The 24,132-nt window shown below is 72.0% G+C and carries 28 protein-coding genes; 14 read left to right on the top strand and 14 right to left on the bottom strand.

Annotated features, from left to right (window positions below; translation table 11 throughout):
- The first annotated feature begins 41 nt into the window (after window positions 1–41).
- Window positions 42–326 (top strand): type II toxin-antitoxin system Phd/YefM family antitoxin, encoded by a 285-nt coding sequence (locus ACZ4VW_RS10410; RefSeq protein WP_467960568.1) that lies wholly within the window; start codon window positions 42–44, stop codon window positions 324–326.
- Between the two features lie 56 nt (window positions 327–382).
- Here the strand turns inward: ACZ4VW_RS10410 and ACZ4VW_RS10405 are convergent, their stop codons facing one another.
- Complete coding sequence (locus tag ACZ4VW_RS10405) at window positions 383–1,378, bottom strand: ABC transporter permease (RefSeq protein WP_467960566.1); 996 nt, start codon at window positions 1,376–1,378, stop codon at window positions 383–385.
- A 106-nt stretch (window positions 1,379–1,484) separates the two neighbouring features.
- On the opposite strand from ACZ4VW_RS10405, the gene ACZ4VW_RS10400 reads away from it, so the two are divergent.
- The 8 genes from ACZ4VW_RS10400 (at window position 1,485) to ACZ4VW_RS10365 (ending at window position 8,455) form a co-directional block, all read left to right on the top strand.
- Complete coding sequence (locus tag ACZ4VW_RS10400) at window positions 1,485–2,105, top strand: TetR/AcrR family transcriptional regulator (protein WP_467960565.1); 621 nt, start codon at window positions 1,485–1,487, stop codon at window positions 2,103–2,105.
- A 138-nt stretch (window positions 2,106–2,243) separates the two neighbouring features.
- Window positions 2,244–2,546: an urease subunit gamma gene (locus ACZ4VW_RS10395; protein ID WP_467960563.1), complete on the top strand. Its 303-nt coding sequence runs from the start codon at window positions 2,244–2,246 to the stop codon at window positions 2,544–2,546.
- A gap of 16 nt (window positions 2,547–2,562) precedes the next feature.
- Window positions 2,563–2,913: an urease subunit beta gene (locus ACZ4VW_RS10390; RefSeq protein ID WP_467960561.1), complete on the top strand. Its 351-nt coding sequence runs from the start codon at window positions 2,563–2,565 to the stop codon at window positions 2,911–2,913.
- Complete coding sequence (locus tag ACZ4VW_RS10385) at window positions 2,906–4,627, top strand: urease subunit alpha (protein ID WP_467960559.1); 1,722 nt, start codon at window positions 2,906–2,908, stop codon at window positions 4,625–4,627. Before ACZ4VW_RS10390 ends, ACZ4VW_RS10385 begins: the two co-directional genes overlap by 8 nt.
- A 10-nt stretch (window positions 4,628–4,637) precedes the next feature.
- A complete protein-coding gene (locus ACZ4VW_RS10380; RefSeq protein ID WP_467960557.1) occupies window positions 4,638–5,303 on the top strand; it encodes an urease accessory protein UreF in 666 nt (221 codons plus the stop codon).
- Window positions 5,304–5,327: 24 nt separating this feature from the next.
- A complete protein-coding gene (ureG, locus tag ACZ4VW_RS10375) occupies window positions 5,328–6,005 on the top strand; it encodes an urease accessory protein UreG (protein WP_467960555.1) in 678 nt (225 codons plus the stop codon).
- Window positions 6,002–6,745, top strand: a complete 744-nt coding sequence (locus tag ACZ4VW_RS10370; protein ID WP_467960554.1) for an urease accessory protein UreD — start codon at window positions 6,002–6,004, stop codon at window positions 6,743–6,745. Before ureG ends, ACZ4VW_RS10370 begins: the two co-directional genes overlap by 4 nt.
- Window positions 6,746–6,877: 132 nt before the next feature.
- Window positions 6,878–8,455, top strand: coding sequence for an alpha/beta hydrolase (locus ACZ4VW_RS10365; RefSeq protein WP_467960552.1), 1,578 nt, complete (start codon window positions 6,878–6,880; stop codon window positions 8,453–8,455).
- An 89-nt stretch (window positions 8,456–8,544) separates the two neighbouring features.
- Here ACZ4VW_RS10365 and ACZ4VW_RS10360 read toward each other — a convergent pair whose 3' ends face one another.
- A complete protein-coding gene (locus tag ACZ4VW_RS10360) occupies window positions 8,545–9,597 on the bottom strand; it encodes an NAD-dependent epimerase/dehydratase family protein (protein WP_467960551.1) in 1,053 nt (350 codons plus the stop codon).
- Window positions 9,598–9,661: 64 nt separating this feature from the next.
- Window positions 9,662–10,393, bottom strand: coding sequence for a lysophospholipid acyltransferase family protein (locus ACZ4VW_RS10355; protein WP_467960549.1), 732 nt, complete (start codon window positions 10,391–10,393; stop codon window positions 9,662–9,664).
- An 87-nt stretch (window positions 10,394–10,480) separates the two neighbouring features.
- Here ACZ4VW_RS10355 and ACZ4VW_RS10350 point away from each other — a divergent pair, with 87 nt between their 5' ends.
- Window positions 10,481–11,467 (top strand): DUF3048 domain-containing protein, encoded by a 987-nt coding sequence (locus ACZ4VW_RS10350; protein WP_467960547.1) that lies wholly within the window; start codon window positions 10,481–10,483, stop codon window positions 11,465–11,467.
- Between the two features lie 107 nt (window positions 11,468–11,574).
- On the opposite strand, the gene ACZ4VW_RS10345 is transcribed toward ACZ4VW_RS10350, so the two are convergent.
- The 5 genes from ACZ4VW_RS10345 to ACZ4VW_RS10325 all read right to left on the bottom strand — a co-directional run bounded on the left by ACZ4VW_RS10345 (window position 11,575) and on the right by ACZ4VW_RS10325 (window position 16,140).
- Window positions 11,575–11,778, bottom strand: coding sequence for a hypothetical protein (locus ACZ4VW_RS10345; RefSeq protein WP_467960545.1), 204 nt, complete (start codon window positions 11,776–11,778; stop codon window positions 11,575–11,577).
- 97 nt (window positions 11,779–11,875) lie between these two features.
- Entirely contained in the window at window positions 11,876–12,826 is a 951-nt protein-coding gene (locus tag ACZ4VW_RS10340; protein ID WP_467960543.1) for a cytochrome c oxidase assembly protein, read from the bottom strand.
- A gap of 104 nt (window positions 12,827–12,930) precedes the next feature.
- Entirely contained in the window at window positions 12,931–13,956 is a 1,026-nt protein-coding gene (locus ACZ4VW_RS10335) for a 6-phosphofructokinase (RefSeq protein ID WP_467960541.1), read from the bottom strand.
- Between the two features lie 188 nt (window positions 13,957–14,144).
- A complete protein-coding gene (locus ACZ4VW_RS10330; protein ID WP_467960539.1) occupies window positions 14,145–14,873 on the bottom strand; it encodes a type 1 glutamine amidotransferase in 729 nt (242 codons plus the stop codon).
- Between the two features lie 19 nt (window positions 14,874–14,892).
- Complete coding sequence (locus ACZ4VW_RS10325) at window positions 14,893–16,140, bottom strand: MurT ligase domain-containing protein (RefSeq protein WP_467960537.1); 1,248 nt, start codon at window positions 16,138–16,140, stop codon at window positions 14,893–14,895.
- Between the two features lie 126 nt (window positions 16,141–16,266).
- On the opposite strand from ACZ4VW_RS10325, the gene def reads away from it, so the two are divergent.
- Entirely contained in the window at window positions 16,267–16,845 is a 579-nt protein-coding gene (gene def, locus ACZ4VW_RS10320; RefSeq protein WP_467960535.1) for a peptide deformylase, read from the top strand.
- A 40-nt stretch (window positions 16,846–16,885) separates the two neighbouring features.
- On the opposite strand, the gene ACZ4VW_RS10315 is transcribed toward def, so the two are convergent.
- Window positions 16,886–17,533, bottom strand: a complete 648-nt coding sequence (locus ACZ4VW_RS10315) for a TetR/AcrR family transcriptional regulator (RefSeq protein WP_467960533.1) — start codon at window positions 17,531–17,533, stop codon at window positions 16,886–16,888.
- Window positions 17,534–17,696: 163 nt separating this feature from the next.
- Here ACZ4VW_RS10315 and ACZ4VW_RS10310 point away from each other — a divergent pair, with 163 nt between their 5' ends.
- On the top strand, window positions 17,697–18,926 hold the full coding sequence (locus tag ACZ4VW_RS10310) for an acyl-CoA dehydrogenase family protein (RefSeq protein WP_467960532.1): 1,230 nt from the start codon (window positions 17,697–17,699) through the stop codon (window positions 18,924–18,926).
- Here the strand turns inward: ACZ4VW_RS10310 and ACZ4VW_RS10305 are convergent.
- Both ACZ4VW_RS10305 and ACZ4VW_RS10300 read right to left on the bottom strand, forming a co-directional pair.
- Window positions 18,923–19,555, bottom strand: coding sequence for a DUF4232 domain-containing protein (locus ACZ4VW_RS10305; RefSeq protein ID WP_467960530.1), 633 nt, complete (start codon window positions 19,553–19,555; stop codon window positions 18,923–18,925). The genes ACZ4VW_RS10310 and ACZ4VW_RS10305 overlap by 4 nt on opposite strands.
- Before the next feature lie 103 nt (window positions 19,556–19,658).
- Window positions 19,659–20,111: a VOC family protein gene (locus tag ACZ4VW_RS10300; RefSeq protein ID WP_467960528.1), complete on the bottom strand. Its 453-nt coding sequence runs from the start codon at window positions 20,109–20,111 to the stop codon at window positions 19,659–19,661.
- A 149-nt stretch (window positions 20,112–20,260) separates the two neighbouring features.
- Here ACZ4VW_RS10300 and ACZ4VW_RS10295 point away from each other — a divergent pair, with 149 nt between their 5' ends.
- Window positions 20,261–21,634 carry a cytochrome P450 gene (locus tag ACZ4VW_RS10295; protein ID WP_467960526.1) on the top strand — a complete coding sequence of 458 codons (1,374 nt, stop codon included), beginning with the start codon at window positions 20,261–20,263 and terminating at the stop codon, window positions 21,632–21,634.
- A gap of 93 nt (window positions 21,635–21,727) precedes the next feature.
- On the opposite strand, the gene ACZ4VW_RS10290 is transcribed toward ACZ4VW_RS10295, so the two are convergent.
- On the bottom strand, window positions 21,728–22,495 hold the full coding sequence (locus tag ACZ4VW_RS10290; RefSeq protein ID WP_467960524.1) for a putative protein N(5)-glutamine methyltransferase: 768 nt from the start codon (window positions 22,493–22,495) through the stop codon (window positions 21,728–21,730).
- Window positions 22,488–22,970, bottom strand: coding sequence for a glutathione peroxidase (locus ACZ4VW_RS10285; RefSeq protein WP_467960522.1), 483 nt, complete (start codon window positions 22,968–22,970; stop codon window positions 22,488–22,490). Before ACZ4VW_RS10285 ends, ACZ4VW_RS10290 begins: the two co-directional genes overlap by 8 nt.
- A 37-nt stretch (window positions 22,971–23,007) precedes the next feature.
- On the opposite strand from ACZ4VW_RS10285, the gene ACZ4VW_RS10280 reads away from it, so the two are divergent.
- Window positions 23,008–23,220 carry a DUF6011 domain-containing protein gene (locus ACZ4VW_RS10280; protein ID WP_467960520.1) on the top strand — a complete coding sequence of 71 codons (213 nt, stop codon included), beginning with the start codon at window positions 23,008–23,010 and terminating at the stop codon, window positions 23,218–23,220.
- Between the two features lie 29 nt (window positions 23,221–23,249).
- On the opposite strand, the gene ACZ4VW_RS10275 is transcribed toward ACZ4VW_RS10280, so the two are convergent.
- Window positions 23,250–24,113: an acyl-CoA thioesterase gene (locus tag ACZ4VW_RS10275; RefSeq protein WP_467960518.1), complete on the bottom strand. Its 864-nt coding sequence runs from the start codon at window positions 24,111–24,113 to the stop codon at window positions 23,250–23,252.
- Between the last annotated feature and the right edge of the window lie 19 nt (window positions 24,114–24,132).

Here is a 24,132-nt window from a genome sequence, read left to right as displayed (position 1 = left end):
TGTGAAAATGTACAGGACGTACATTCCGTAAGATGAGGAGCATGGCTTATGAGATTCCGGTGACGCAAGCACGCGCAGAGCTCGCCGACTTGATCAACCGCGTGGTGTACGGCGACGAGCGGGTCGTCGTGACCCGGCACGGCAAGCCGCTCGTTGCGCTGGTCTCCGCCGCTGACCTGGAGAAACTCGAGGCGGAGCGGGAACTCCCGCAGGAGTCGGTGGCCGGCTCCGTCTCCTCCCTCCACGCCCGCCCGTCCTCTCCGGGTGAACAGGGACGCTTCGGCATCGCGGCCCGCCACCGCGACCCGGGGACCACCGGCGCATGAGAAAACCGCGCGCCCCCGTCCTCTCCGGCGGGGGCGCGCGTCGTACGTCGGGGGCGTCAGCCCGCGGGCAGGGGCTCCGGCGTCGTCGTGGCCGCCGTCGCCGGTGCCGCCGCCGTCCGGTCGCGCCGCCCGCCGAGCAGGACGGCCGCCAGGCCCGCGATCGCCCAGACGCCCAGGACCAGCAGGGGCGCGCCTGCCCCGCCGCCGTCGAAGAAGGCGACCGAACGCAGCGCCGAGCCTCCCGCGCCCGGGGGCAGCAACTGGCCGAGTGCGCCCGCGGGGGCCGGCAGCAGTTCCGGTGCGCTCGCCACGCCCGAGAACGGGTTGCCCAGCAGGACCATGAGGAGCGCCCCGATACCGAGGCCCGCCCTCCCCAGTAGCGCGGCGAGTCCCGCGAGCGACGCTCCGATGGCGAGGACGGTCAGGGCGAGGACGCCGGCCTCCGTCCACCACGAGCCGGTGAGCGCGCCCAGCCAGCTGTGCCCGAGCGCGGCGCCGACGATTCCGGCGAGCGCGGCGGCGCCGACCAGGGCGAGTGCCGCGCGGGTGCGGCGCAGTCCGAGCAGCGTCACCACGGCGCCGGCGGCGGCGCCGGCCAGGACCAGGGGGAACAGGCTCGCCCCGAACGCCCCGCCGCGCGGATCGCCGGCCGGGGCCGGTACCACGTCCGTCACCTTCATCGGGGTGCCCGCCGGGGCCTGGGCGGAGACGGCCTCGCGCAGCAGTCCGGCGACCACCGGGCTCGCGGCGGACGCGGTCAGCAGTTCGGGGCCCCGAGGAGTGACGATCACCGCGCCGTATACGGCCCGGTCGCCGATCGCCGCTCGGGCGGCGGCCTCGGAGCCGTAGCGGTGGACCTCGAAAGCGCCCTCCCGCTCGGTGAGGCGCTGTTCCAGGGCGGCGGTGGCGGTGGCCGGTCCTGCGACGCCGATCGGCAGGTCGCGAGGGGCGATCCGGGCCGCGGGCCACGCGAAGGCCCACAGGGCCAGGGCCGCGACGACGGGGATCAGCACCATCACGGCGAGGGTCTTGCGGGTGGCGGTGGCAGACATGGCACCCTCGATTCAAAGAGAAGGATCGTTCGTTTTTGGCGCTGCGCCCACTGTCCCGCCGGGGTGGCCGCTTGTCAAGAATGAATGTTCGTTCTAGATTTCTGGCATGGCCCGTGTCTCTCAGGAACACCTCGACGCCCGCCGCCGCCAGATTCTCGACGGCGCCGCGCGCTGCTTCGCCCGCAACGGCTTCCACGCCACGTCCATGGCCGATGTCCTGGCCGAGGTGGGGCTGTCCGCCGGCGCCGTCTACCGGTACTTCCGCGGCAAGGAGGAGCTGATCGCGGCCATCGCCGCGGAAGCGTTCGACGGGATCCGCGGAGCCTTCGAGGAAGCCTCGCGGGCCACACCGCCGCCCACCCCCGACATCCTGCTCGGCTCGGTGCTCCGTCTCCTCCTGGAGGAGCGGATCCCCGGGGGCGACCGCCAGGCGTTCGCGCGGCTCGTCCTTCAGGTCTGGTCCGAGACCCTGCGCAACGAGCAGCTGGCCCACATCCTCTCCGAGGGCTATCACGGCATGCGCGAGATCTGGGGAGACCTCGTCGAGGTCTATCGCACGAGCGGGATCATGGCGGCGGACGTCCCCGCCGACCGGGTCGCGCGCACCCTCATCGCCACCGCCCAGGGCTTCATCGCCCAGCAGGCGCTCTTCGGTGACGTGAGCGTGGACGTCCTGGAGGACGGCCTGCGCGGGCTCATGTCCATGGAGACGCAAAGCCGCAGTTAACGCGCCGGAAAAACTTCCGCCCTAACGTGCAATGTCTGGCCCAGCAGCCCGTCACCGCCGATCGGCAGCGTGTGGAAGATCGGTAGGGTCCGCTGCTGTCCGGGCCGACCGCCCGGTGGACGACTGTGAGGTGGAAGCGTGCAACTGACCCCGCACGAGCAGGAACGACTGCTCGTCCATGTCGCGGCGGACGTGGCCGAGAAGCGCAGGGCACGCGGAGTGAAGCTCAATCACCCCGAGGCCGTCGCCCTGATCACCACCCACATCCTGGAGGGAGCCCGCGACGGCCGGACCGTCGCGGAGCTCATGGCCTCCGGCCGCAAGGTCCTCTCCCGCGACGACGTCATGCCCGGGATCCCCGAGATGATCCACGACGTCCAGGTCGAGGCGACCTTCCCCGACGGCACCAAGCTCGTCACCGTCCATGACCCGATCGTGTGACGGGGGAGCGCCGCCGATGATCCCCGGAGAACTCCTTCTCGGTGAAGGTCCCGTCGTCCTCAACGAGGGACGGCCCGTCACCCGGCTCACCGTGCTCAACGCCGCCGACCGGCCCGTCCAGGTCGGCTCCCACTACCACTTCGCCGAGGCCAACCCCGGCCTCCACTTCGACCGCGCCGCCGCGCACGGCCTGCGCCTCCACATCGCCGCCGGCACCGCCGTGCGCTTCGAGCCCGGCATCCCCGTCGAGGTCGCCCTCGTCCCGCTCGCCGGCAGGCGGATCGTCCCCGGTCTGCGCGGCGAGACCGCGGGACCGCTCGACACGGCCACCGGCTCCCCCGACGCGAACGGAGCCGACCGTGCCTGACCTGCACCGGGCCGTGTACGCCGACCTGTTCGGCCCCACCACCGGCGACCGCATCCGGCTCGCCGACACCGACCTGCTCGTCGAGATCGAGGAGGACCGCTCCGGCGGACCCGGCCGCGCGGGCGACGAGGCCGTCTTCGGCGGCGGCAAGGTCATCCGCGAGTCCATGGGCCAGGCCCGCACGACCCGCGCCGAAGGCGCCCCCGACACCGTCGTCACCGGTGCCGTCGTCATCGACCACTGGGGTGTCGTCAAGGCCGACATCGGCATCCGCGACGGCCGGATCACCGCGCTCGGCAAGGCCGGCAACCCCGACACCATGGACGGCGTCCATCCGGACCTGGTCATCGGGCCCGAGACCGAAGTGATCGTGGGCAACGGCCGGATCGTCACCGCGGGCGGCGTCGACGCCCACGTGCACTTCATCTCGCCGACCCTCATCGACGAGGCCCTCGCCTCCGGCGTCACCACCCTCGTCGGCGGCGGCACGGGCCCCGCCGAGGGCACCAAGGCCACCACCATCACACCGGGGCCCTGGCACCTCGCCCGCATGTTCGCGGCGCTGGAGAACTCCCCGGTCAACATCGGCCTGCTCGGCAAGGGCAACACGATGTCCCGCGAGGCGATGTACTCCCAGCTGCGGGGCGGCGCCCTCGGATTCAAGATCCACGAGGACTGGGGAGCGACCCCCGCCGTCATCGACGCGTGCCTGGGCGTCTGTGACGAGACCGGCGCCCAACTCGCCATCCACACCGACACCCTGAACGAGGCGGGCTTCGTCGGCGACACCCTCGCCGCCATCGCCGGACGCACCATCCACGCGTACCACACCGAGGGAGCGGGCGGCGGGCACGCGCCGGACATCATCACCGTGGTGTCCGAGCCGTACGTCCTGCCCAGCTCCACCAACCCGACCCGGCCGCACACCGTCAACACCATCGAGGAACACCTCGACATGCTGATGGTCTGCCACCATCTGAACCCGGCCGTTCCGGAGGACCTCGCCTTCGCCGAATCCCGGATCCGGCCCTCCACCATCGCCGCCGAGGACCACCTGCACGACCTCGGCGCCATCTCGATCATCTCCTCCGACTCGCAGGCCATGGGGCGCATCGGTGAGGTCATCATGCGGACCTGGCAGACCGCGCACGTGATGAAGAAGCACCGAGGCGCCCTGCCCGGGGACGGCCGCGCCGACAACCACCGAGCCCGGCGCTATGTCGCCAAATACACCATCAACCCGGCGGTCGCGCAGGGGCTCGACCACGAGATCGGGTCGGTCGAGCCAGGGAAGCTCGCCGACCTCGTCCTGTGGGAACCCGCCTTCTTCGGAGTGAAGCCCCTGGTCGTCCTCAAGGGCGGCCAGATCGCCTACGCCCAGATGGGCGACGCCAACGCCTCCATCCCCACCCCCCAGCCCATCCTGCCCCGCCCCATGTTCGGGGCGCTCGGCAAGGCCCCCGCGGCGAACTCCCTCAACTTCGTCTCCCAGGCGGCCATCGAGGACGACCTCCCCGAACGCCTCGGCCTGGACAAGAAGTTCACCGCCATCAGCAGCACCCGCCGGGTCACCAAGGCGGACATGCGGGAGAACGACGCGCTGCCCCGCGTGGAGGTCGACGCCGACACCTTCACGGTGACCATCGACGGCGAACCGGTCGAGCCCGCGCCCGCCGCCGAACTGCCCATGACCCAGCGCTACTTCCTCTTCTGATGGGCCGGTCATGAGCAGCCTCGCCGCCCTTCTCGTCCTCGCCGACGGGCGCTTCCCCGCCGGCGGGCACGCCCACTCCGGCGGGGCCGAGGCCGCCGTCAGGGCCGGCCGGATCACGGACGCGCCGAGCCTCGCCGCGTTCTGCCGGGGCAGGCTCCACACCGGCGGCCTCACCGCGACGGCCCTCGCCGCCGCGGCCGCGCTCGGCCTCGACCCGCACGCCCTCGACGCCGCCGCCGACGCCCGCACCCCCTCACCCGCCCTGCGCGCCGCCGCCCGCAAGCTCGGCCGCCAGATGATGCGGGCGGCCAGAGCCGCCTGGCCCAGCCCAGAACTCGACGCCCTCGCCGCCGCGTTCCCCCGCGGCGCCCACCAGCCGGTCGTCCTCGGCACGGCCGCCCGCGCGGCGGGCCTCCGCCCCGAGGACGCCGCGCACTGCGTCGCGTACGAGACCGTCAGCGGCCCCGCCACCGCGGCCGTACGCCTCCTCGGCCTGGACCCCTTCCAGGCCACCGCCGTCCTCGCCCGCCTCGCCCCGGCCATGGACCGGGTCGCCGAGGACGCGGCCGCCGCAGCCCGGCAAGGCATCGACGCCCTGCCCGCCGCCTCCGCGCCCCTCCTCGACATCACCGCCGAACAGCACGCGGCCTGGCCCGTCCGCCTCTTCGCGTCCTGAGCGCCCCGCACACCCAGGAGAGCCATGCATCTCGACCACTCCCACGACCACGCGGGGGCCGTCTCCGCCGACGCCCGCCGCCCCGACGGAACGCGGCGCGCGCTGCGCATCGGACTCGGCGGCCCCGTCGGCTCCGGAAAGACCGCCACCGTCGCCGCGCTCTGCCGGGCCCTGCGCGACCAGCTCTCCATCGCCGTCGTCACCAACGACATCTACACCCGTGAGGACGCCGAGTTCCTGCTCCGCAACGCCGTCCTGCCCCCCGAGCGCATCCAGGCCGTCGAGACCGGCGCCTGCCCGCACACAGCGATCCGCGACGACATCTCCGCCAACCTCGAAGCCGTCGAGGAACTGGAGGACACGGTGGGCCCGCTCGACCTGATCCTGGTCGAGTCCGGCGGCGACAACCTCACCGCCACCTTCTCCAAGGGGCTCGTCGACGCCCAGATCTTCGTCATCGACGTCGCGGGCGGCGATGACATCCCCCGCAAGGGCGGCCCCGGTGTGACCACCGCCGACCTGCTCGTCGTCAACAAGACCGACCTCGCCCCCTACGTCGGCTCCGACCTGAAGCGTATGGCCCGCGACGCGAAGCGGCAGCGCGGCGATCTGCCCGTCGCCTTCACCTCGCTCACCGGCCAGGACGGTGTCGCCCCGGTGGCCGACTGGGTCCGCGAGCGGCTCGCCGCCTGGTCCGCATGAGCCTGCGCGCCACCGCCCGGATCGCCGCCGACGCGGACGGCGGACTGCCCCTCCTGGAGAGCGCCGGACCCCTCGCCGTCCGCCGTACCCGGACCGCCGGCCCCCGCACCCGCGTCACCGTCGTCGGCGCGATGAGCGCGCCGCTCGGCGGTGACCGGCTGGCGATCGAGACGGACGTACGAGCCGGGGCGCGGCTCCTGGTCGACTCGGCCGCCGCGACCGTCGCCCTCCCCGGCCGCACCGCCGAACCCGCCACGTACGACATCCGGCTCACCGTCGGAGACGGCGCCGTGCTGCACTGGCTGCCCGAACAGCTCGTCTCCGCGCGGGGATCCGACCTGCGCATGCGGACCACCGTCGAACTCGCCCCGACAGCGCGGCTCGTGTACCGCGAGGAGCAGATCCTCGGCCGCCACGGCGAAGAACCCGGCACGCTCGTCACCCGCCTCACCATCCGGCGCGGGGGACGGCCCCTGCTCGACCAGGAGCTGGCGTACGGCCCCGGCGCCCCCGGCGGCTGGGACGGCGGCGCGGTCCTCGGGGGCCATCGGGCCGTCGGACAACTCCTGGTGGTGGACCAGGAATTCGAGGCGAAGCCGGGGGAGGTCCGGCTGCTCGCCGAGAACGCCGTCCTCGCCCCGCTCGCCGGCCCCGCCGCCCTGGTCACCGCCGTCGCCCCCGACGCCCTGCGGTTGCGCCGCACCCTCGACGAAGCCCTGAGCGTCCTCGCCCCTTCCTGAGCGCACCGCTCAGCGGTACACCGCTCTCCGGTTATTGGTTCGGCAAAGAAACACCAGTACGACCTTTCGCCGTGCACCCCACTGACGAAAGGATCGGCCGGACAGACCATCACCCATAGGGGGAGGAACCACGTGGGACGCACCGCGGTGCTCGGCTCTGCCGGCACGCTCGTAGCGGGCACACTCATCGTCGGCGCGCTGGCAGCCCCGGCCGCCACCGCCGACAGCCGCCACCGGCCCGACGCGGAGACGCGCGGCGTCGCCCTCGCCGCCGAGCGGGCGGCGAAGCAGGGCATCGACTGGCAGGACTGCCCGGCCGACTGGGGCCTGGAGAAGCCCATCACCTGCGGCTGGGTCACCGTCCCGGTCGACTACAGCAAGCCCCACGGCAAGCAGATCAAGATCGCCGTCGACCGCATCGGTGCCACCGGCACCCCCGCCGAGCGCCAGGGCGCCCTGCTCTACAACCCCGGAGGCCCCGGCGGTTCCGGCCTGCGCTTCCCGCGCCGCGTCACCACGAAGAACGCCATCTGGGCCAACACCGCCAAGGCGTACGACTTCGTGGGCTTCGACCCGCGCGGCGTCGGCCGCTCGGCCCCCATCTCCTGCGTCGACCCGACCGAGTTCGTCAAGGGCCCCAAGCTCGACCCGGTCCCCGACAGCGAGGCCGACAAGCTCGCGCAGCGCAAGCTCGCCGCCGAGTACGCCGCGGGCTGTGCGGAGAAGAGCGGCGACATCCTGCCGTACATCAACACCCTCAACACCGCCCGCGACCTCGACGTCATCCGCGCCGCGCTCGGCGAGAGGAAGCTCAACTTCGTCGGCGTCTCCTACGGCACCTACCTCGGCGCCGTCTACGGCACCCTCTTCCCCACCCACGTCCGCCGCATGGTGCTCGACAGTGTGGTCAACCCGTCGAAGCGGAAGATCTGGTACGAGGCCAACCTCGACCAGGACATCGCCTTCGAGGGCCGGCTCGAGGACTGGATGACCTGGGTCGCCCGGCACGACGCCACCTTCCACCTCGGCGACACCCCCGCCGAGGTCCGGCAGCAGTGGGAGACTCTGCGCGCCACCGCCAAGAAGAACCCCCTCGGCGGCAAGGTAGGACCCGCCGAGCTCATCGGCTTCTTCCAGAACGCGCCCTACTACGACTCCATGTGGGTGCCCGTCGCCGAGGCATGGAGCGCGTACGCCGCCGGTGACCCGCAGCCGCTGATCGACGCGGCCGCCGCCGACCCCACCGACACGGCGGGCAACATCGCCTCGGAGAACGGCAACGCGGTCTACACCGCCGTCGAATGCGCCGACGCCCCCTGGCCGACCAACTGGAAGAAGTGGGACCGCGACAACAGCCGGCTCCACGAGCAGTACCCCTTCATGACCTGGTCCAACGCCTGGATGAACCTGCCCTGCGCCACCTGGTCCACCCCGCGCCAGCGCCCCACCGACGTCCGGACCCACAAGGGTCTGCCGCCGGTGCTCATCACCCAGGCCGAGCGCGACGCGGCCACCCCGTACGCCGGGGCGGTCGAGCTGCACAAGCGGTTCAAGGGCTCGCGCCTGATCACCGAGAAGGACGCCGGCTCCCACGGCATCACCAATGTCGCCAACCCGTGCCTCAACACGCGGGTGGAGGCGTACCTGCTGACGGGCAAGCTCGACAGCAAGGACGTGACGTGCGCCCCGCACGCCACGCCCCAGCCGTAGTCACCGGCTGACAGCGGACGGGGCGGCCGTCCCACCACGGCCGCCCCCTCCCTTCCCGCGCCCCCTCCCTTCCCGTGCCCCGTCCCTCCCTACGCCCCGGCTCCGGTACGGGCGGCGAGCCAGGCGTCCTCGGCCGCGTAGTCGAAGAAGTCCACCCGGTACTTCGCCAGATTCGGGAAGGTCTCCCGCCACTTCCCGCCCCGCGCCAGTCGCTCGGTCAGCCACTCGACCGTCGCCGGCAGGGACTCCTCGTACGACACCACCGGCCGGTACCCCAGCTCCTTCTCCGCCACCGTCATGCCGTAGACGATCGGATGGTCGCCGCCCGTCCACGGCGTGAGCCCCACCGAGCCCACCGGGGGCCCGTCGAACAGGACCGTCTCGCCGCGCACGCCCATCACGGCGTCGATCGCGCGACCGATCTCCGCCACCGTCGGAGCCGTCGGATCGGCGCCGTTGAGCACCCGGCTGCCCGGATTCGCCGCCGCCAGCCGGATCAGCTCCGCCAGATTGTCCACATGGACGGGGTGGAACTGCGAGGCGCCACCGTACGAGAGGACGCGCACCGGCCGTGCGTCGAGCGCCCGCTTGACGAACCACAGCTCGCGCGGCCCCGGGCAGTACGGCCCATGGATCGCGCCGGCCCGCACCACCGTCGTCGGCAGCGCCTCGCCCGCCGCGAGCATCTCCCTTTCCAGCGCCACCTTCCGCGTGCTGTACGAGGTGTCGCCGGGGGCGACCGTCCGCCAGTCCTCCGGGATCGGCAGCGGATACGCGGGGAAGCCGCCCGGCTCGTCCTGGGTGTCGAAGCCGCGCCCCCGGTCGTCCGCGTAGACCGCGCCGCTGGAGATCACCACCGCCGAGCCGATCCGATCGGCGAGCCCGGTCAACTGCCGCCCGTGCGCACCGTCGTAGGCGACGATGTCCACCAGCACGTCGGCGCCGTCACCGAGCCCCGCCGCGAGCGCGCCCTCCGCGTCGCGGTCGAGTGCCACCGCCCGGACCTCCGCCGGCCACCTCTCGTCGCGGCCACCGCCGCGCGAGGCCGCCGTCACCTCCCAGCCGTCCGCGGCGAGGGCCCGCACGGCCGCCCGCCCCACCTGTCCGGTCGCTCCGACGACGAATGCGTTTCCCTTTGCCATGCGCGTGACGCTACGGCGGTCGCGTCCGCCGCCCCAGGGGCTTTCGCCGTGCGCGGATCCGCCGTCAGCGTCCGCGGCGAGGGAACTTTCGCGCGGGCTTGGAGTTCCCCGCCTTCGCCTCCTCCTCCGCGGCCTTCACCGTGGTCGCGTAGTCGTCGACGTACTCCTGCCCCGACAGCGCCAGGATCTCGTACATGATCTCGTCCGTCACCGCGCGCACGGCGGCCTTCTGGCCCTCCAGGCCGGCGTACCGCGAGAAGTCCAGGGGTGCCCCGAAGCGGATGGTGACCCGCCGGACCTTCGGCACGACCTGGCCGGGCGGCTGGATCTCGAAGGTGCCCACCATCGCGCACGGGATCACCGGTACCCCGGCCGTGATCGCCATGACCGCGACGCCGACCTTGCCCTTGTACAGCCGCCCGTCGTGCGAGCGGGTGCCCTCCGGATAGATCCCGAGCAGTTCGCCCTTGGACAGCACCCCCAGCCCCTCGCGGATCGCCGCCTGCCCGGCCTCCTTGCCGGAGCGGTCGACCGGGATCTGCCCGGCGCTGCGGAAGAACGCCGCGGTCAGCCGGCCCTTGAGCCCCGGCCCGGTGAAGTACTCCTGCTTGGCGAGGAAGGTGATCCGCCGCTTGAGCACCACGGGCATCAGGAAGTGATCGGAGAACGACAGATGATTGCCGGCGACGATCGCCGCGCCGTCCTCCGGAATGTGCTCCAGGCCCTCGATCCGAGGCCGGAACAGCAGCCTCAGCAGCGGCCCGAGCAGAACGTACTTCAGCAGGTGGTAGAACACCGGCGGCCCCCGTCTCGGTAGAGCAACGGTTATTTCTCTCACAACTCACGCGACTGTGGTCCACACTGGAGACGGAGAGTGGACCCTATGGCTGCCTCACACCGACGCAAACGGCCCGGCGCAGCCCTCACCGTGGCACTGTGCGCGGTGATGACCGCCGGGCTGTACGGATGCTCCGACGACGGCGCCCCCAAACCGGCCCCGCCGACCACCCCCGCCCAGGAACGGCTGTCCCCCTTCACGGGCCTGCCGGCCACGCCCGCGCCCGTCCTCGCCGTAAAGATCGACAATGTGCCCCCGGCGCGTCCGCACACCGGCCTCGACGCGGCCGACCTGGTGTACGTCGAGCAGGTGGAGGCCGGCCAGACCCGGCTGCTCGCCGTCTACTCCTCCGACCTGCCCGACCGGATCGGACCGGTGCGCAGCGCCCGGGAGTCCGACATCGAGCTGCTCCGCCAGTTCGGCCGGCCGGCCCTCGCCTACTCCGGCTCGCATTCCGGCCTGAAACCGCCGCTGAAGGCGGCGCCGCTGTACGCGCTGCCGCCGGAGGACGCTCCCGGCGCCTATGTGCGCGACCGCGGCCGGTCCGCTCCCCACAACCTGTACGTCCTGCCCGAGAAGGCCCTCGCCGCCGCACCGAAGGCCACCGACGCCCAGGACATCGGCTTCCGCTTCGGCCCGGCCCCCGCGGGCGGTGAACCGGTCAACGAGCGCACGGTGCGCTTCCCCGCCTCCCGCTACACCTTCACCTGGTCCGCGCCGGACAAGAGCTGGCGGGTGGCGATGGACGGCCGGCCGGCCGAGAGCACCGACGGCGGCCCGGTGCGGGCCGCGACCGTCGTCGTGCAGTACGTGACGATCCGGTCCTCGAAGTTCTCCGACTTCCTCGGCAGCGTCTCGCCGTACACCGAGTCGGTCGGCAGCGGCACCGCCGTCGTCCTGCGCGACGGCAAGGCCCACGAAGCCCGTTGGAGCCGCCCGGCCGCCGGGGAAGGCACCACCTTCACCACCCCCGCCGGGGCGCCCCTGAACTTCGCACCCGGCCGCACCTGGGTCGTCCTCGCCCCGCGCTGACCTCAGGGAGCGGACGGCGCGGCTGATCGATCACCGCGCCGGCGACCGACGACAAGGCGGCGAGGTGCGGCGCGGTGCCAGGGCCCCGCGAGCCCGGCAAGACTCTCCTAGGGCCCCGGCCTGCTCGGTCGGCGGCGGCGCGCCCCGGCGGGTGTGGCGCTGTCGGCAGCCGTCATGCCGATGGTGACCACGCCGAGCACGACCCAGCCGAACCAGAGCCAGCCGCTGCTGCCGAGCGCCACCGTGTAGGCCGTCGTCAGCACCAGGGCCGCACCTGTGACCACGCACATCGCCTTCGTGGGACCGGACATATGTCCGCCCTCCTCCCGACGGGGAGCCGTCACGCCCATCGTGACCCCTGAGGCGGGCGCCGCGCTACTCCCGCGTCATGGCCCGCCGCGCCCCGTCCTACCGGCCGCGGGTCTGGAGCGAGGCGAGATACGCGTTGTACGCCTCCAGCTCCTTGTCGCCGTCCCGGTCGGCGGCCCGGTCCTTGCGGACGGCCTGCCGCTGCTCGGAGTGGTACCACTGGTACACCAGCGCGATCAGGACGATCACCGACGGGATCTCGCTGAACGCCCAGGCGATGCCGCCCGCCGCGTTCTGGTCGGTGAGCGCGTCGATCCCGAGGGAGGTCGGCGGATTCTCGTACGCCTTGATCATCGGCTCGGTCGCCATCATCAGCGCGATGCCGAAGAACGCGTGGAACGGCATGCCCGCGAAGAGCTCCAGCATCCGCATCACATAGCCGGGGCGGTGCGGGCCCGGGTCCACGCCCATGATCGGCCAGAAGAACACCAGCCCGACGGCGAGGAAGTGCACCATCATCGCGATGTGCCCGACCTTGGACCCCATCAGGGTGTCGAAGAGCGGCGTGAAGTAGAAGCCGTACAGACTCGCGATGAAGAGCGGGATCGTGAACGCCGGATGCGTGACGATCCGCATGTAGCGGCTGTGCAGCAGCATCAGCAGCCACTCGCGCGGGCCCTTGCTGCCCCGGGCCGCGACCGGCAGCGCCCGCAGCGCCAGCGTCACCGGCGCGCCGAGCAGCAGCAGGATCGGCGAGAGCATCGAGATCACCATGTGCTGCACCATGTGCACGCTGAACATGACCATGCCGTAGTCGTTCAGCTTGGTGCACATCATCAGCGCGACGGTCAGCACACCGACGGCGAAGAAGACCGTCCGGCTGACCGGCCAGGCGTCCCCGCGCGCACGCAGCCGCGCCACGCCCCACACGTACAGCGCGAGTCCCAGGACGCAGCCGACGAGGAAGAACAGGTCCGGCGAGAACTCCAGCCCCCGTCCCAGCGTGAACGGCGGCAGATCCATGGTCATGCCGTGCCCGCTGTGATCCATCTGTGTACTCCTGGAGCCCGATTCGCGCTTGTTGTCCGCACCAGACTAGAACCGCCCCCGTTCGCGGACGCTACCGGGGGCGGTTCATGGTGCCGGTACGGCGGTCAGAGCACGCACTCCGCCTCGGCGTAGCGCTCGGCCGGGACCGTCTTCAGGGTCTCCACGGCCTGGGCCAGCGGAACCATCTCGATCTCCGTGCCGCGCAGGGCGGTCAGCATGCCGAACTCGCCGCGGTGCGCCGCCTCCACCGCGTGCCACCCGAAGCGGGTGGCGAGGACGCGGTCGTACGCGGTCGGCGTGCCGCCGCGCTGGACGTGACCGAGGATCACCGGGCGGGCCTCCTTGCCGAGGCGCCGCTCCAGCTCCACCGACAGCTGGTTGGCGACCCCGGTGAAGCGCTCGTGGCCGTACTGGTCCTTGGCGCCGACCTGGAAGCTCATCGAGCCCTCGCGCGGCTTGGCGCCCTCGGCGACCACCACGATCGCGAAGCGCTTGCCGGCCTCGAAGCGCTCGCCGACCCGCGCGGTCAGCTCGTCGATGTCGAAGGGGCGCTCGGGCACGACGATCGCGTGCGCGCCGGCCGCCATGCCGGAGTGCAGGGCGATCCAGCCCGTGTGCCGGCCCATGACCTCGACGATCAGCACGCGCTGGTGGGACTCGGCGGTGGTCTTCAGCCGGTCCAGGGCCTCGGTCGCCACGCCGACGGCGGTGTCGAAGCCGAAGGTGACATCGGTCGAGGCGATGTCGTTGTCGATGGTCTTCGGCACGCCGACGATCGGCAGTCCGGCCTCGGAGAGCAGGTTGGCGGCCTTGAGGGTGCCCTCGCCGCCGATCGGGATGATCGCGTCGAGGCCCAGCTCGGCGACATGGCCGCGGGCGCGCTCCACGCCGTCGACCAGATGCGCGGGCTGGACCCGGGAGGAGCCGAGGATGGTGCCGCCGCGGGCCAGGATGCCGCCCACCGCGTCGAGGTCGAGCTTGCGGTAGTCGGCCTCCAGGAGGCCCTTCCAGCCGTCGAGGAAGCCGATGACCTCGTCACCGTGGTCGACGACGGCGCGGTGCACGACGGAACGGATGACGGCGTTCAGACCGGGGCAGTCGCCGCCGGAGGTGAGCACACCAATGCGCATAGCCCGAATACCTTTGCAACGTGGGCCGACTCCCGGACCACGTCGTCCGGTTGGATCCCCGCCACCCTATCGGTGCCGGGTGGCGGGGCCGAACCGGATGTCCGCGGATTGGACACCGTATTGACTTACGAATCCAATGCGCACACGGGTGCTCAGACGTGCAGTCCGATATGTGGACTGCGCCCCGGTCAGGAGGGCTGTGTCGCGGCGGCGACGCGCTCGGCGCGCAGCGCCTCGTACCACCGGTCGTCGGTCGGCGGCAGCGCGTTCACGTCGAGGGCCAGCTTCAGGAGCAGGTCCGCGATCTGCGGATTGCGGGCCATGACCGGGCCGTGCATGTACGTGCCGAAGACGGTGTCGTTGTACGCGCCCTCGGTGCCGTCGCCCGTTCCGTTGCCCCTGCCCAGGATGGTCCGGGCGAACGGGCGGGCGGTCGGGCCGAGGTGGGTGATGCCCTGGTGGTTCTCGAACCCGGTGAGCTGCGGGAGGCCGAGCCGCGGGTCGATGTCCGCGAGCACGTCGCCGACGCACCGCTCGCCCTCGCCCCGGGTGGAGATCACGTCGATCAGGCCCAGGCCGGGCTCACGCTCGCCGAGGTCGTTGATGAACTCGTGGCCCAGGATCTGGTAGCCGGCACAGACCGAGAAGATGATCGCGCCGTTGGACGCCGCCCGCTCCAGGCCGCCGTCCCGGCGCAGCCGTTCGGCCGCGAGGCGCTGCGGCCGGTCCTCGCCGCCGCCGATCAGGTAGATGTCGCCGGAGGTCGGCACCGGCTGGTCGCTGCGGACGTCGACGCGCTGGACGTCCAGACCGCGCTGGCGGGCGCGGCGCTCGACGACGAGGGCGTTGCCCTGGTCGCCGTACGTGCTGAGCAGGTCCGGGTAGACCCAGACCAGGCGCAGGCTGCTCTCACTCATGCTGCATGTCCTCTACGGGTCAGTTGCCGACGCGGCGGCGGACGTCCTGGAAGGCGGTGTAGTTGGCGATCAGTTCGATCTGTCCCGGCGGGGACATCTGCACCGCCTCGTCGATCGTCTCGCACACGCGGAACTCCACGCCCGCGACCTCCAGCCGGACCGCCAGGTCCAGCTTCCGGTCGCCGATCACCATGATCGGATGGCCGGCGAGCCGTCCGTAGTCCACGTCCCACAGCCAGGAGGTGTCCGTGCCGTCGGCGCCGCGCGCGTTGACGGCCAGGATCACCGGGGTCGGCGGCTGGTCGATGAGGGAAAACGTTTCGAGCCAGCCCGCCGGGTTCTTGGCCAGCAGCAGCCGCAGCTCGCGGCCCTGGAAGGAGACCACGTCGTAGCGGCCGGCCACGGCCTGCACCTGGTACATGCGCTCCAGGGCCACCTGCGGCGGCACCCCGAAGACGGCGGCGACGGCGGCGGAGGTCGCGGCGTTTGCCTTGTTGGCGCGGCCGGGCAGCTGCAGGTGGATCGGCCAGGCCGAACCGTGCGGGTCGAGGACGTGGTCGCCGTTGAGCGCCCAACTGGGCGCCGGGCGGCGGAAGCCGCACTCGCCGCAGAACCAGTCGTCGCCCGGACGCTGCATCACACCGCCGCAGGCGGGGCACGACCAGGCGTCGTCCTTCCACTCCTGGCCGGCGGCGACCCACACCACGTTGGGGGAGGAGGAGGCGGCCCACACGATCAGCGGGTCGTCCGCGTTGGCGATGACCACGGCCTTCGTACCGCTCAGGCCCTCGCGCCACTTCTCGGCGAGCATCCGGGTCTCGGCGGCGCGGTCGAGCTGGTCGCGGGAGAGGTTGAGCAGGGCGATCGCCTTGGGCGTGGTGTCCCGGGCGACGCCGGCGAGGTACTTCTCGTCGACCTCGATGACGCCGTACTTCGCGTCCGAGCCGCCGGCCAGCGCCGAGGTGATGCCCGCGGGCATGTTCGCGCCCAGCGCGTTGGAGACGACCGGGCCGCTGGCCCGCAGCGCCTCGGCGATCAGCCGCGTCGTGGTGGTCTTGCCGTTGGTCGCCGACACCAGGACGACGTCCAGATGCTGCGCGAGCCGCCCCAGCAGATCGGGGTCGAGCTTGAGCGCCACCCGGCCGCCGATGACGGAACCGCTGCCGCGTCCCGCTGCCCGCGACACCGCGGCGGCGGCCTTGCCCGCCGTCACGGCCAGCTTGGCGCGCGGCGACAGCGGCTCTGGATTACCGGGGTGTCCTGACATCGTTCTTGTTCCTCCTTGCGTCGGTCCGGGCTCAGCCTATCGAGATCCGGCCAGGGACCCGAACCGCGGCACCACCGGGACCCTTGCCGAAACACCGAGGTCACAGCGGACCGTACCCTTACGCCCATGCGAAACCGGCCGATCCCCGGCAGTTCCGGCCACGTCCGAGCCATGACCCTGCTCGGCGACCCGGTGCTGCACGCCCCCTGTGAACCCGTCAGCGACTTCGGCCCGGAGCTCGCCCGGCTGGTCGAGGACATGTTCGCCACGATGTACGCGGCGAACGGCGTGGGCCTCGCGGCGAACCAGGTGGGGGTGGGTCTGCGGGTCTTCGTCTACGACTGCCCGGACGACGAGGACGTGCGCCATCTCGGGCATCTGGTGAACCCGCGCCTGGTGGAGGCGGACGGGGACGTGATCCGGGGACCCGAGGGCTGCCTGTCGCTGCCGGGCCTGGAGGCGCCGACGCCCCGCTTCGACCGCGCGGTGGTCGAGGGCGTCCGCCTGGACGGCACCCCCGTCCGCGTCGAGGGCACGGGCTTCTTCGCCCGCTGCCTCCAGCACGAGACGGACCACCTGGAGGGTGTCGTCTACGCGGACCGCGTCACGGGGTGGCGCAAGTCACGTTTGCTGCGGTCGATCAGGAAGGAGCCGTGGGGGAGGGGCGCCCAGGTTCCTTCGCCGGGGGCTCCGCGGGTGTCCTAGCACTCCGGGCCCCCGTCGCCCGCCGCGGCTCCGCAGGCGCCTAGAAGCCCGGGCCGCCGTCGCGGTCGCCCGCCGCGGCCAGTCGGCCCCACAGCAGGTCCGCCAGCGCCCGCACCAACTCCGCGCGCGAGCAGGGCCGTTCGCCGAGCCACCAGTCGCCCGCCGCGTGCATCATGCCCACGATGCCGTGGCCCCAGATCCGGGCCTGCGCCTCGCCGCCCGGGCCGAGGTCGATGCGCTCGGCGATGACTTGGCCGAGCTCCTCGCCCATCCGCCGCAGTACGGGCGCCGAGTGGCGGCCCACGTCGAAGCCCTGCTCGGCCTGGTGCGTCTCCTCCGCCGGGTGCATGAGGAAGCGGTAGACCTGGGGCATCGCCTCGATCGAGGCGAGATACGTGTCCAGCGTGGACTCCACCCGCCGGCGCCGGTCGGCCGGCGCGTCGAGCGCCGCCCGCAACGCGGAGAGCAGGGCGTCGGTGTGCCGGGTCGCGAGGGCCCGGTACAGCCCGCCCTTGTCACCGAAGTGGCGGTAGAGGATCGGCTTGGTGATCCCGGCCTCCGCCGCGATCGCGTTCATCGAGGCCTTGGGGCCGTCCCGGAGCACCACCCGGTCCGCCGCCTCCAAGAGTTCGCGGCGCCGCTGATCGGCCGGCGACTGCTGGTCGGCGGTCCGGTGTGTGGTCTCCATAGCGTGTCTCCCCGCCCGTGCGAATTCCGTGAGGCTGTCGCAACGTAACACCCGACCGGCGCCGGGTGCCGCGCGGTGTGGGGCGCTCCCTCGCAGGTTGACAGCACCTACTGGCGAGTAACAGACTATTGTTACCCGAAGTAACGCACTGCTGGGAGGGAACATGGCCGAGTTCACGCTCGAACTCAACGACGACCAGAAGCAGGTCCGTGACTGGCTGCACGGATTCGCCGAGGACGTGATGCGCCCCGCCGCCGCCGAGTGGGACGAGCGTGAGGAGACTCCCTGGCCGATCATCCAGGAAGCCGCCAAGATCGGCATCTACTCCCTCGATTTCTACGCCCAGCAGTTCTTCGACCCGACCGGCCTCGGCATCCCGATGGCGATGGAGGAACTCTTCTGGGGCGACGCGGGCATCGCCCTCTCCATCGTCGGCACGGGACTCGCCGCCGTAGGCGTCCTCGCCAACGGTACCGAGGAGCAGATCGGCACCTGGATCCCGCAGATGTACGGCGACGCCGACGACGTCAAGGTCGCCGCCTTCTGCTCCTCCGAGCCCGACGCCGGTTCCGACGTGGCCTCGATGCGCACGCGGGCCGTCTACGACGAGGCCAAGGACGAGTGGGTCCTCAACGGCACCAAGACGTGGGCGACCAACGGCGGTATCGCCAACGTCCATGTCGTCGTCGCGGTCGTCGACACCGAACTCGGCTCCAAGGGCCACGCCTCCTTCATCGTGCCGCCGAACACCCCCGGGCTCTCCCAGGGTCAGAAGTTCCAGAAGCACGGCATCCGCGCCTCGCACACCGCCGAGGTCGTCCTGGAGAACGTCCGCGTTCCCGGCCACTGCCTCCTCGGCGGCAAGGAGAAGCTCGACGAGCGTCTCGCCCGGGCCCGCGAGAAGGCGAAGGCCGGGGGCGGCGACCGCGTGAAGAACGCGGCCATGGCCACCTTCGAGGCCTCCCGCCCCGCCGTCGGCGCCATGGCCGTCGGCACCGCCCGCGCGGCCTACGACTACGCCCTCGAATACGCCAGGACCCGCGAGCAGTTCGGCCGCCCGATCATCGACAACCAGGGCATCGCCTTCCAGCTCGCCGACATGCGCACCCAGATCGACGCGGCCCGCCTCCTGGTCTGGCGCGCTTCCTGGATGGCGACCGCCGGCAAGCCGTTCACCTCCGCCGAGGGCTCGATGTCCAAGCTGTTCGCCAGCGAGACGGCGAAGAAGGTCACCGCCCAGGCCATCCAGATCCTCGGCGGCAACGGCTACACCCGTGAGTACCCGGTGGAGCGCATGCACCGCGACGCCGCGATCTACACCATCTTCGAGGGCACGAGCGAGATCCAGCGCCTGGTCATCGCGCGCACCCTCTCCGGGATGCCGATCCGCTAGAGGCTGAGGGCGTCCTCGGCGTTGCTCAGCCACGCCGTGACGGAGTTCCGGGAGGAGACGTACAGGCCGGGGGTCGACGCCTTGAGCGGCACCTGCTCGAGGTCGGACGCGGTGTTCATCGTCATCGCGATCGAGTGGACGGTCCGGCCCGTGCCGTCGTTCGGGCCGCCCATGAGCCCGGCGTACGCCGACTCGCCCGGCTTCAGCCTGATGTCGGTGCCGGGATGCGTCTCCGTACGCTCCGTCGCCGCGCCGTCCAGATCGCCGAAGGTCACGATCGGGTGGTCCAGGACCTTGCACGGCTTGCCGCTCTTGTTGGTGATCTTCAGCAGGTAGCTGCTCGTGGTGCGCTCCGCGAGCGACGCGGTGAACGTCAGGTCGAAGGTGCTGCACGGAAAGACCGCGAAGTCGGGGTCGGACGACGGCGTGGCCGACGGGGACGCCGGCTTCGCGGGCGGCGTGGCCGACGGTGCCGGCCCGGCGGGCGGCGTGGACGACGGGGCGACCGTCTTCGGCGGAGTCGCCGAGGGCGGGACCTCCTCGGGCCCGCAGGCCGTGAGCCCCAGCGCGGACACGGCGGCGAGGACGACGGCCGTTCTGCGGACCCCGTGGTGGACGTGACGGTTCATCGGTTCTCCCCCGAGTGCGGCGAGCGCGAGCTGGACAGGGCACAAGCGTCTCGCCCGAGCTTCACGATTCGGTGACCGCGCCTTCCCGAATCCACCACGGAACTCACACCACGCAGAACTCGTTCCCCTCCGGGTCCTGGAGCACCACCGCGTAGTGGTCCATCCCCTCCGGCTCGTCCAACGTGTACAGGATCGACGCCCCCAGCCCCGTCAGCCGGGCGACCTCCCCGTCCACCCGCTCGCGCCGGACGGGCAGCGGCACCTCCCGGCCGCCGCCGACCTCCAGGTCCAGATGCACCCGGTTCTTGACCGTCTTCGGCTCCGGGACCTGCTGGAACCAGACCCGCGGCCCGACCCCCTTCGGGTCCACGATGGACTCCGGCAGCTCCCCGACCCCCTCGGGCAGCTCCTCCGCCGGAACGCCGATCGCCTCCCAGTACGCCCGCCACGTCGCATGGCCCTCCGGCGGCGGCTGCGGTACGTAGCGCAGAGCCTCCGCCCAGAAGAGGACGAGCGTCCGGGGGTCGGCACAGTCGATGGTGAGCTGCAGGGTCATCGAAGGGCTCCATGGGACGAGCCTGCCAGGCGCCACCGACAATCGAGCCAACCGGAGGGATCCGGACCGGTGTTCGCCCACGGCTACCGGTGGGTCACCCCGTGCGGGACAATCACCGGGCCGGTGACGATCAAGGGGGCAACGCACACATGGCAACCACCAGCACGATCCCGGGCCCGGCGGGGCTACCGCTGCTCGGCTCGATGTTCGACCTCAAGAACGACTCCCTCGGCACCTTCCTGAACTCCCAGCGCGCCCACGGGGACGTCGTGCGGATCACCGCCGGACCGCCCGGCATGCGCGGTGTCGTCTACGGGATCTTCTCCGCCGAGGGCGCCCAGCAGATCCTGGCCACCGAGTCCGCCAACTTCCGCAAGGACAACCACTTCTACCAAGAAGTCCGCGAGTCCTTCGGCAACGGACTGCTGACCAGCCAGGACGAGGACTACCTGCGCCAGCGCAGGCTCGTCCAGCCGCTCTTCACCCGCCGTCGCGTCGACAGCTACGCCGACGCCGTCGCCGCCGAGGTGGAAGCCGTCACCGCGGGATGGCGCACCGCGACCGACTCCACCGTCGACGTCCTCGACGAGATGACCCGGCTCGCCCTGCGCGCCGTCGCCCGCATCCTCTTCGGCACGGACGTCGAGGCGGCCGTCGAGATCGTCGAGCGCGCCTTCCCGGTGATGGGCGACTACGTCCTGCGCCGTGGCTTCTCGCCCGTCAACCTCCCCCGCGACTGGCCCACCCCCGGCAACCGCCGCGCCGCGGCCGCGCACGAGGAGCTGTACGCCGTCTGCGACCGGATCATCGCCGAGCGGCGGGCCGCCGGGCAGGACGCCGGGGACGGCGGCGGGCAGGACCTGCTGTCCCTGCTCGCCGAGGCCGAGAGCGCCGAGGACGGCAGCTTCGACGCCTCCGAGCTGCGCGAGCAGGTCCTCGTCTTCCTGCTCGCCGGACATGAGACGACCGCCACCTCCCTCGGCTTCGCCCTCCATCTGCTCGCCCTCCATCCGGAGCAGCGCAAGCGGGCTCACGAGGAGGTCGACCGCGTCCTGGCCGGCCGTACCCCCGGAGCCGCCGACCTCGAGGCCCTGCCCTACGTGACCCAGGTGCTCAAGGAGGCCATGCGGCTCTTCCCGGCCGCACCGGTCATCGGCCGCCGGGCGGTGGCCGCCACCGAGATCGGGGGCCACACCATCCCCGCGGGCGCCGATGTGATCGTCGCGCCCTGGGTCACCCACCGGCATCCCGCGTACTGGGAGGACGCGGAGCGGTTCGACCCCGAGCGCTTCACTCCCGAAGCCGAGGCGGGCCGCCCCCGCTACGCCTGGTTCCCCTTCGGCGGCGGCCCGCGCGCCTGCATCGGGCAGCACTTCTCGATGCTGGAGTCCGTGATCGCGCTGGCGATGATCCTCCAGAAGTACGACTTGGAGGCGATCGACACGGAGGTGCCGGTCAGCTCCGCGATCACCCTCCGGGCGACCGGCCCGGCACGCTGCCGCGTCCGGCCCCGTACCTCCTAGAGAGCCGAGCGCCGTACCGTCCACAGTCCCCGACCGACCCGGGCCCCGCACCCGACAGATGGGCGCCCGGAACGGCCGGCCGTCCCGCGCGCGTCAGTGACGCGTCGAGACGACGACCGTCGCGTAGAGCTCGTCCGACGTGACCGAGCGCGGGGTCAGGCCGTGTCCGGAGACCGCCTCGACGGCCCGGGCGGCCTGGCGCTCGCTCGTCTCGACCAGCAGGTGTCCGCCCGGGGCCAGCCACTCGGCGGCCTCGGCGGCCACCCTGCGCAGCACGTCGAGTCCGTCCGGGCCACCGTCGAGCGCGATCAGCGGCTCGTGCTCGCGCGCCTCGGGCGGCAGCAGGCCGACCTCCTCGGTCGGCACGTACGGCACATTGGCCACCAGCACCTCGACCCGGCCGCGCAACGCGTCCGGCAGCGGGGCGAACAGATCGCCCTCGAAGACCCGGCCGCCGCGCGGCTCGATGTTGCGCCGCGCGCAGCGCACGGCGGCCGGCTCGATGTCCGAGGCGTACACCTCAGCGCCCTCCACGGCGGAGAGCAGCACCGCCCCCGCCGCGCCGGAACCGCAGCACAGATCGACACACACCGCCCCTGGCCGGGCCAGGCCCACGGCCTGCTCGACGAGGAACTCCGTCCGGCGCCGGGGCACGAACACCCCGCTGTCGACCTCGATGCGCAGCCCGCCGAAGGCGGCCCAGCCCACGACGTGTTCCAGGGGCAGTCCGGCGGCGCGGCGCTCGACCATCGCGTCGAGCTCGGCGGAACCGGCCGCGGCGGCGAGCAGCATCTCCGCCTCCTCCTCGGCGAAGACGCAGCCGGCCGCGCGCAGCCGGGTGACGACCGTCGCGTCAGACAAGCTGGGCCTCGATGGCCGCGACGACCTCGGCGGCCTCGGGCTCGACACGCGGACGGAAGCGGGTGATCCGCCCGTCCTTGCCGACGAGGAACTTCTCGAAGTTCCACTGGACGTCCCCGGCCGCGCCGTCGGCGTCGGCGACCTTCGTCAGCTCCGCGTAGAGCGGGTGACGGTCCTCGCCGTTCACGTCCGTCTTCTCCAGGAGGGGGAAGGTCACGCCGTACGTCACCGAGCAGAACGTCTGGATCTCGTCCGCGCTCCCCGGCTCCTGGCCCAGGAACTGGTTGCAGGGCACCCCGAGCACGGTGAAGCCCTTCTCCCCGTACTCCTTCTGCAGCCGCTCGAGGCCCTCGTACTGGGGGGTCAGACCACACTTGGAGGCCACGTTGACCACCAGGACGGCCTGGTCGCGGTAGTCGGCCAGCGAGATCGGGTCGCCGGACAGCGTTCGCAGGGGGATGTCGTACACACTCATGGAGAGCTCCTCGTCGAGACTAGGGTGTGATCACAACATGAGTGACGAACCGCTGGCAATCGACATCGATCCCGCCCCGCAGAGCACGCGACGGCGCGTACGGTGCCGACTGTGCGGCCGCCCCCTGACCGGCGCGGAATCCCGCCGCACGGGCCTCGGCCCCGCCTGCGACGCCAAACTCCACCCTCCGGGCCCGGACATCCGCACCCGCCGCCACGAGGTCGACCAGGACACCCTCCCCGGCACTTAGCGGGTGTCCTGCTTCCGGCAGGACACCCGCTAGAGCTTGCGGAACAGCCCCTCCTGGACCACGGAGACGAGCAGCCGCCCCTCGCGGTCGTAGATCCTGCCGCGGGCCAGGCCGCGGCCGCCCGTCGCGATCGGGGACTCCTGGTCGTACAGGAACCACTCGTCCGCCCGGAAGGGGCGGTGGAACCACATCGCGTGGTCCAGCGAGGCCATGTCGAAGCCCCGCGGCCCCCACAGCGGCTCCACCGGGATCCGTACCGCGTCCAGGAGCGTCATGTCCGAGGCGTACGTCAGGGCACAGGTGTGCACCAGCGGGTCGTCGCCGAGCGGGCCGACCGCCCGCATCCACACCGCGCTGCGCGGGTCCGCGTCCTTGACCTCGTCCTTCGTCCAGCGCAGCCGGTCCACGTAGCGGATGTCGAACGGCTGGCGCCGCGCCATCCGCTCCAGGGCCTCCGGCAGCGTGCCCAGGTGGTCGCGGATCTCGTCCGCGAGCCTCGGCAGGGTCTCCGGGTCCACCATGTGCCGCGGCGGCAGCTGGTGCTCGAACCCGGACTCCTCCGGCAGGTGGAAGGAGGCCGTCAGATTGAAGATCGTGCGCCCCTGCTGGATCGCCGTGACCCGGCGGGTGGTGAACGAACGACCGTCCCGCACCCGCTCCACCTGGTAGACGATCGGCACCCCGGGCCGTCCCGGCCGCAGGAAGTAGGAGTGCAGCGAGTGCACCGGCCGGTCGCCCTCCGTGGTGCGTCCGGCCGCCACCAGGGCCTGCCCGGCGACCTGCCCGCCGAAGACCCGTTGCAGCGACTCCTGCGGGCTCTGCCCGCGGAAGATGTTGACCTCGATCTGCTCCAGATCGAGCAGGCCGACGAGGCTCTCGGCGGGATTGGTCACGACTGCGCTCCTTAACCCT

Source organism: Streptomyces sp. NPDC029139 (genome assembly GCF_055564335.1).
The sequence above is the reverse complement of the archived record's forward strand: the minus strand, read 5'-3'. Positions and strand labels throughout refer to the sequence as shown.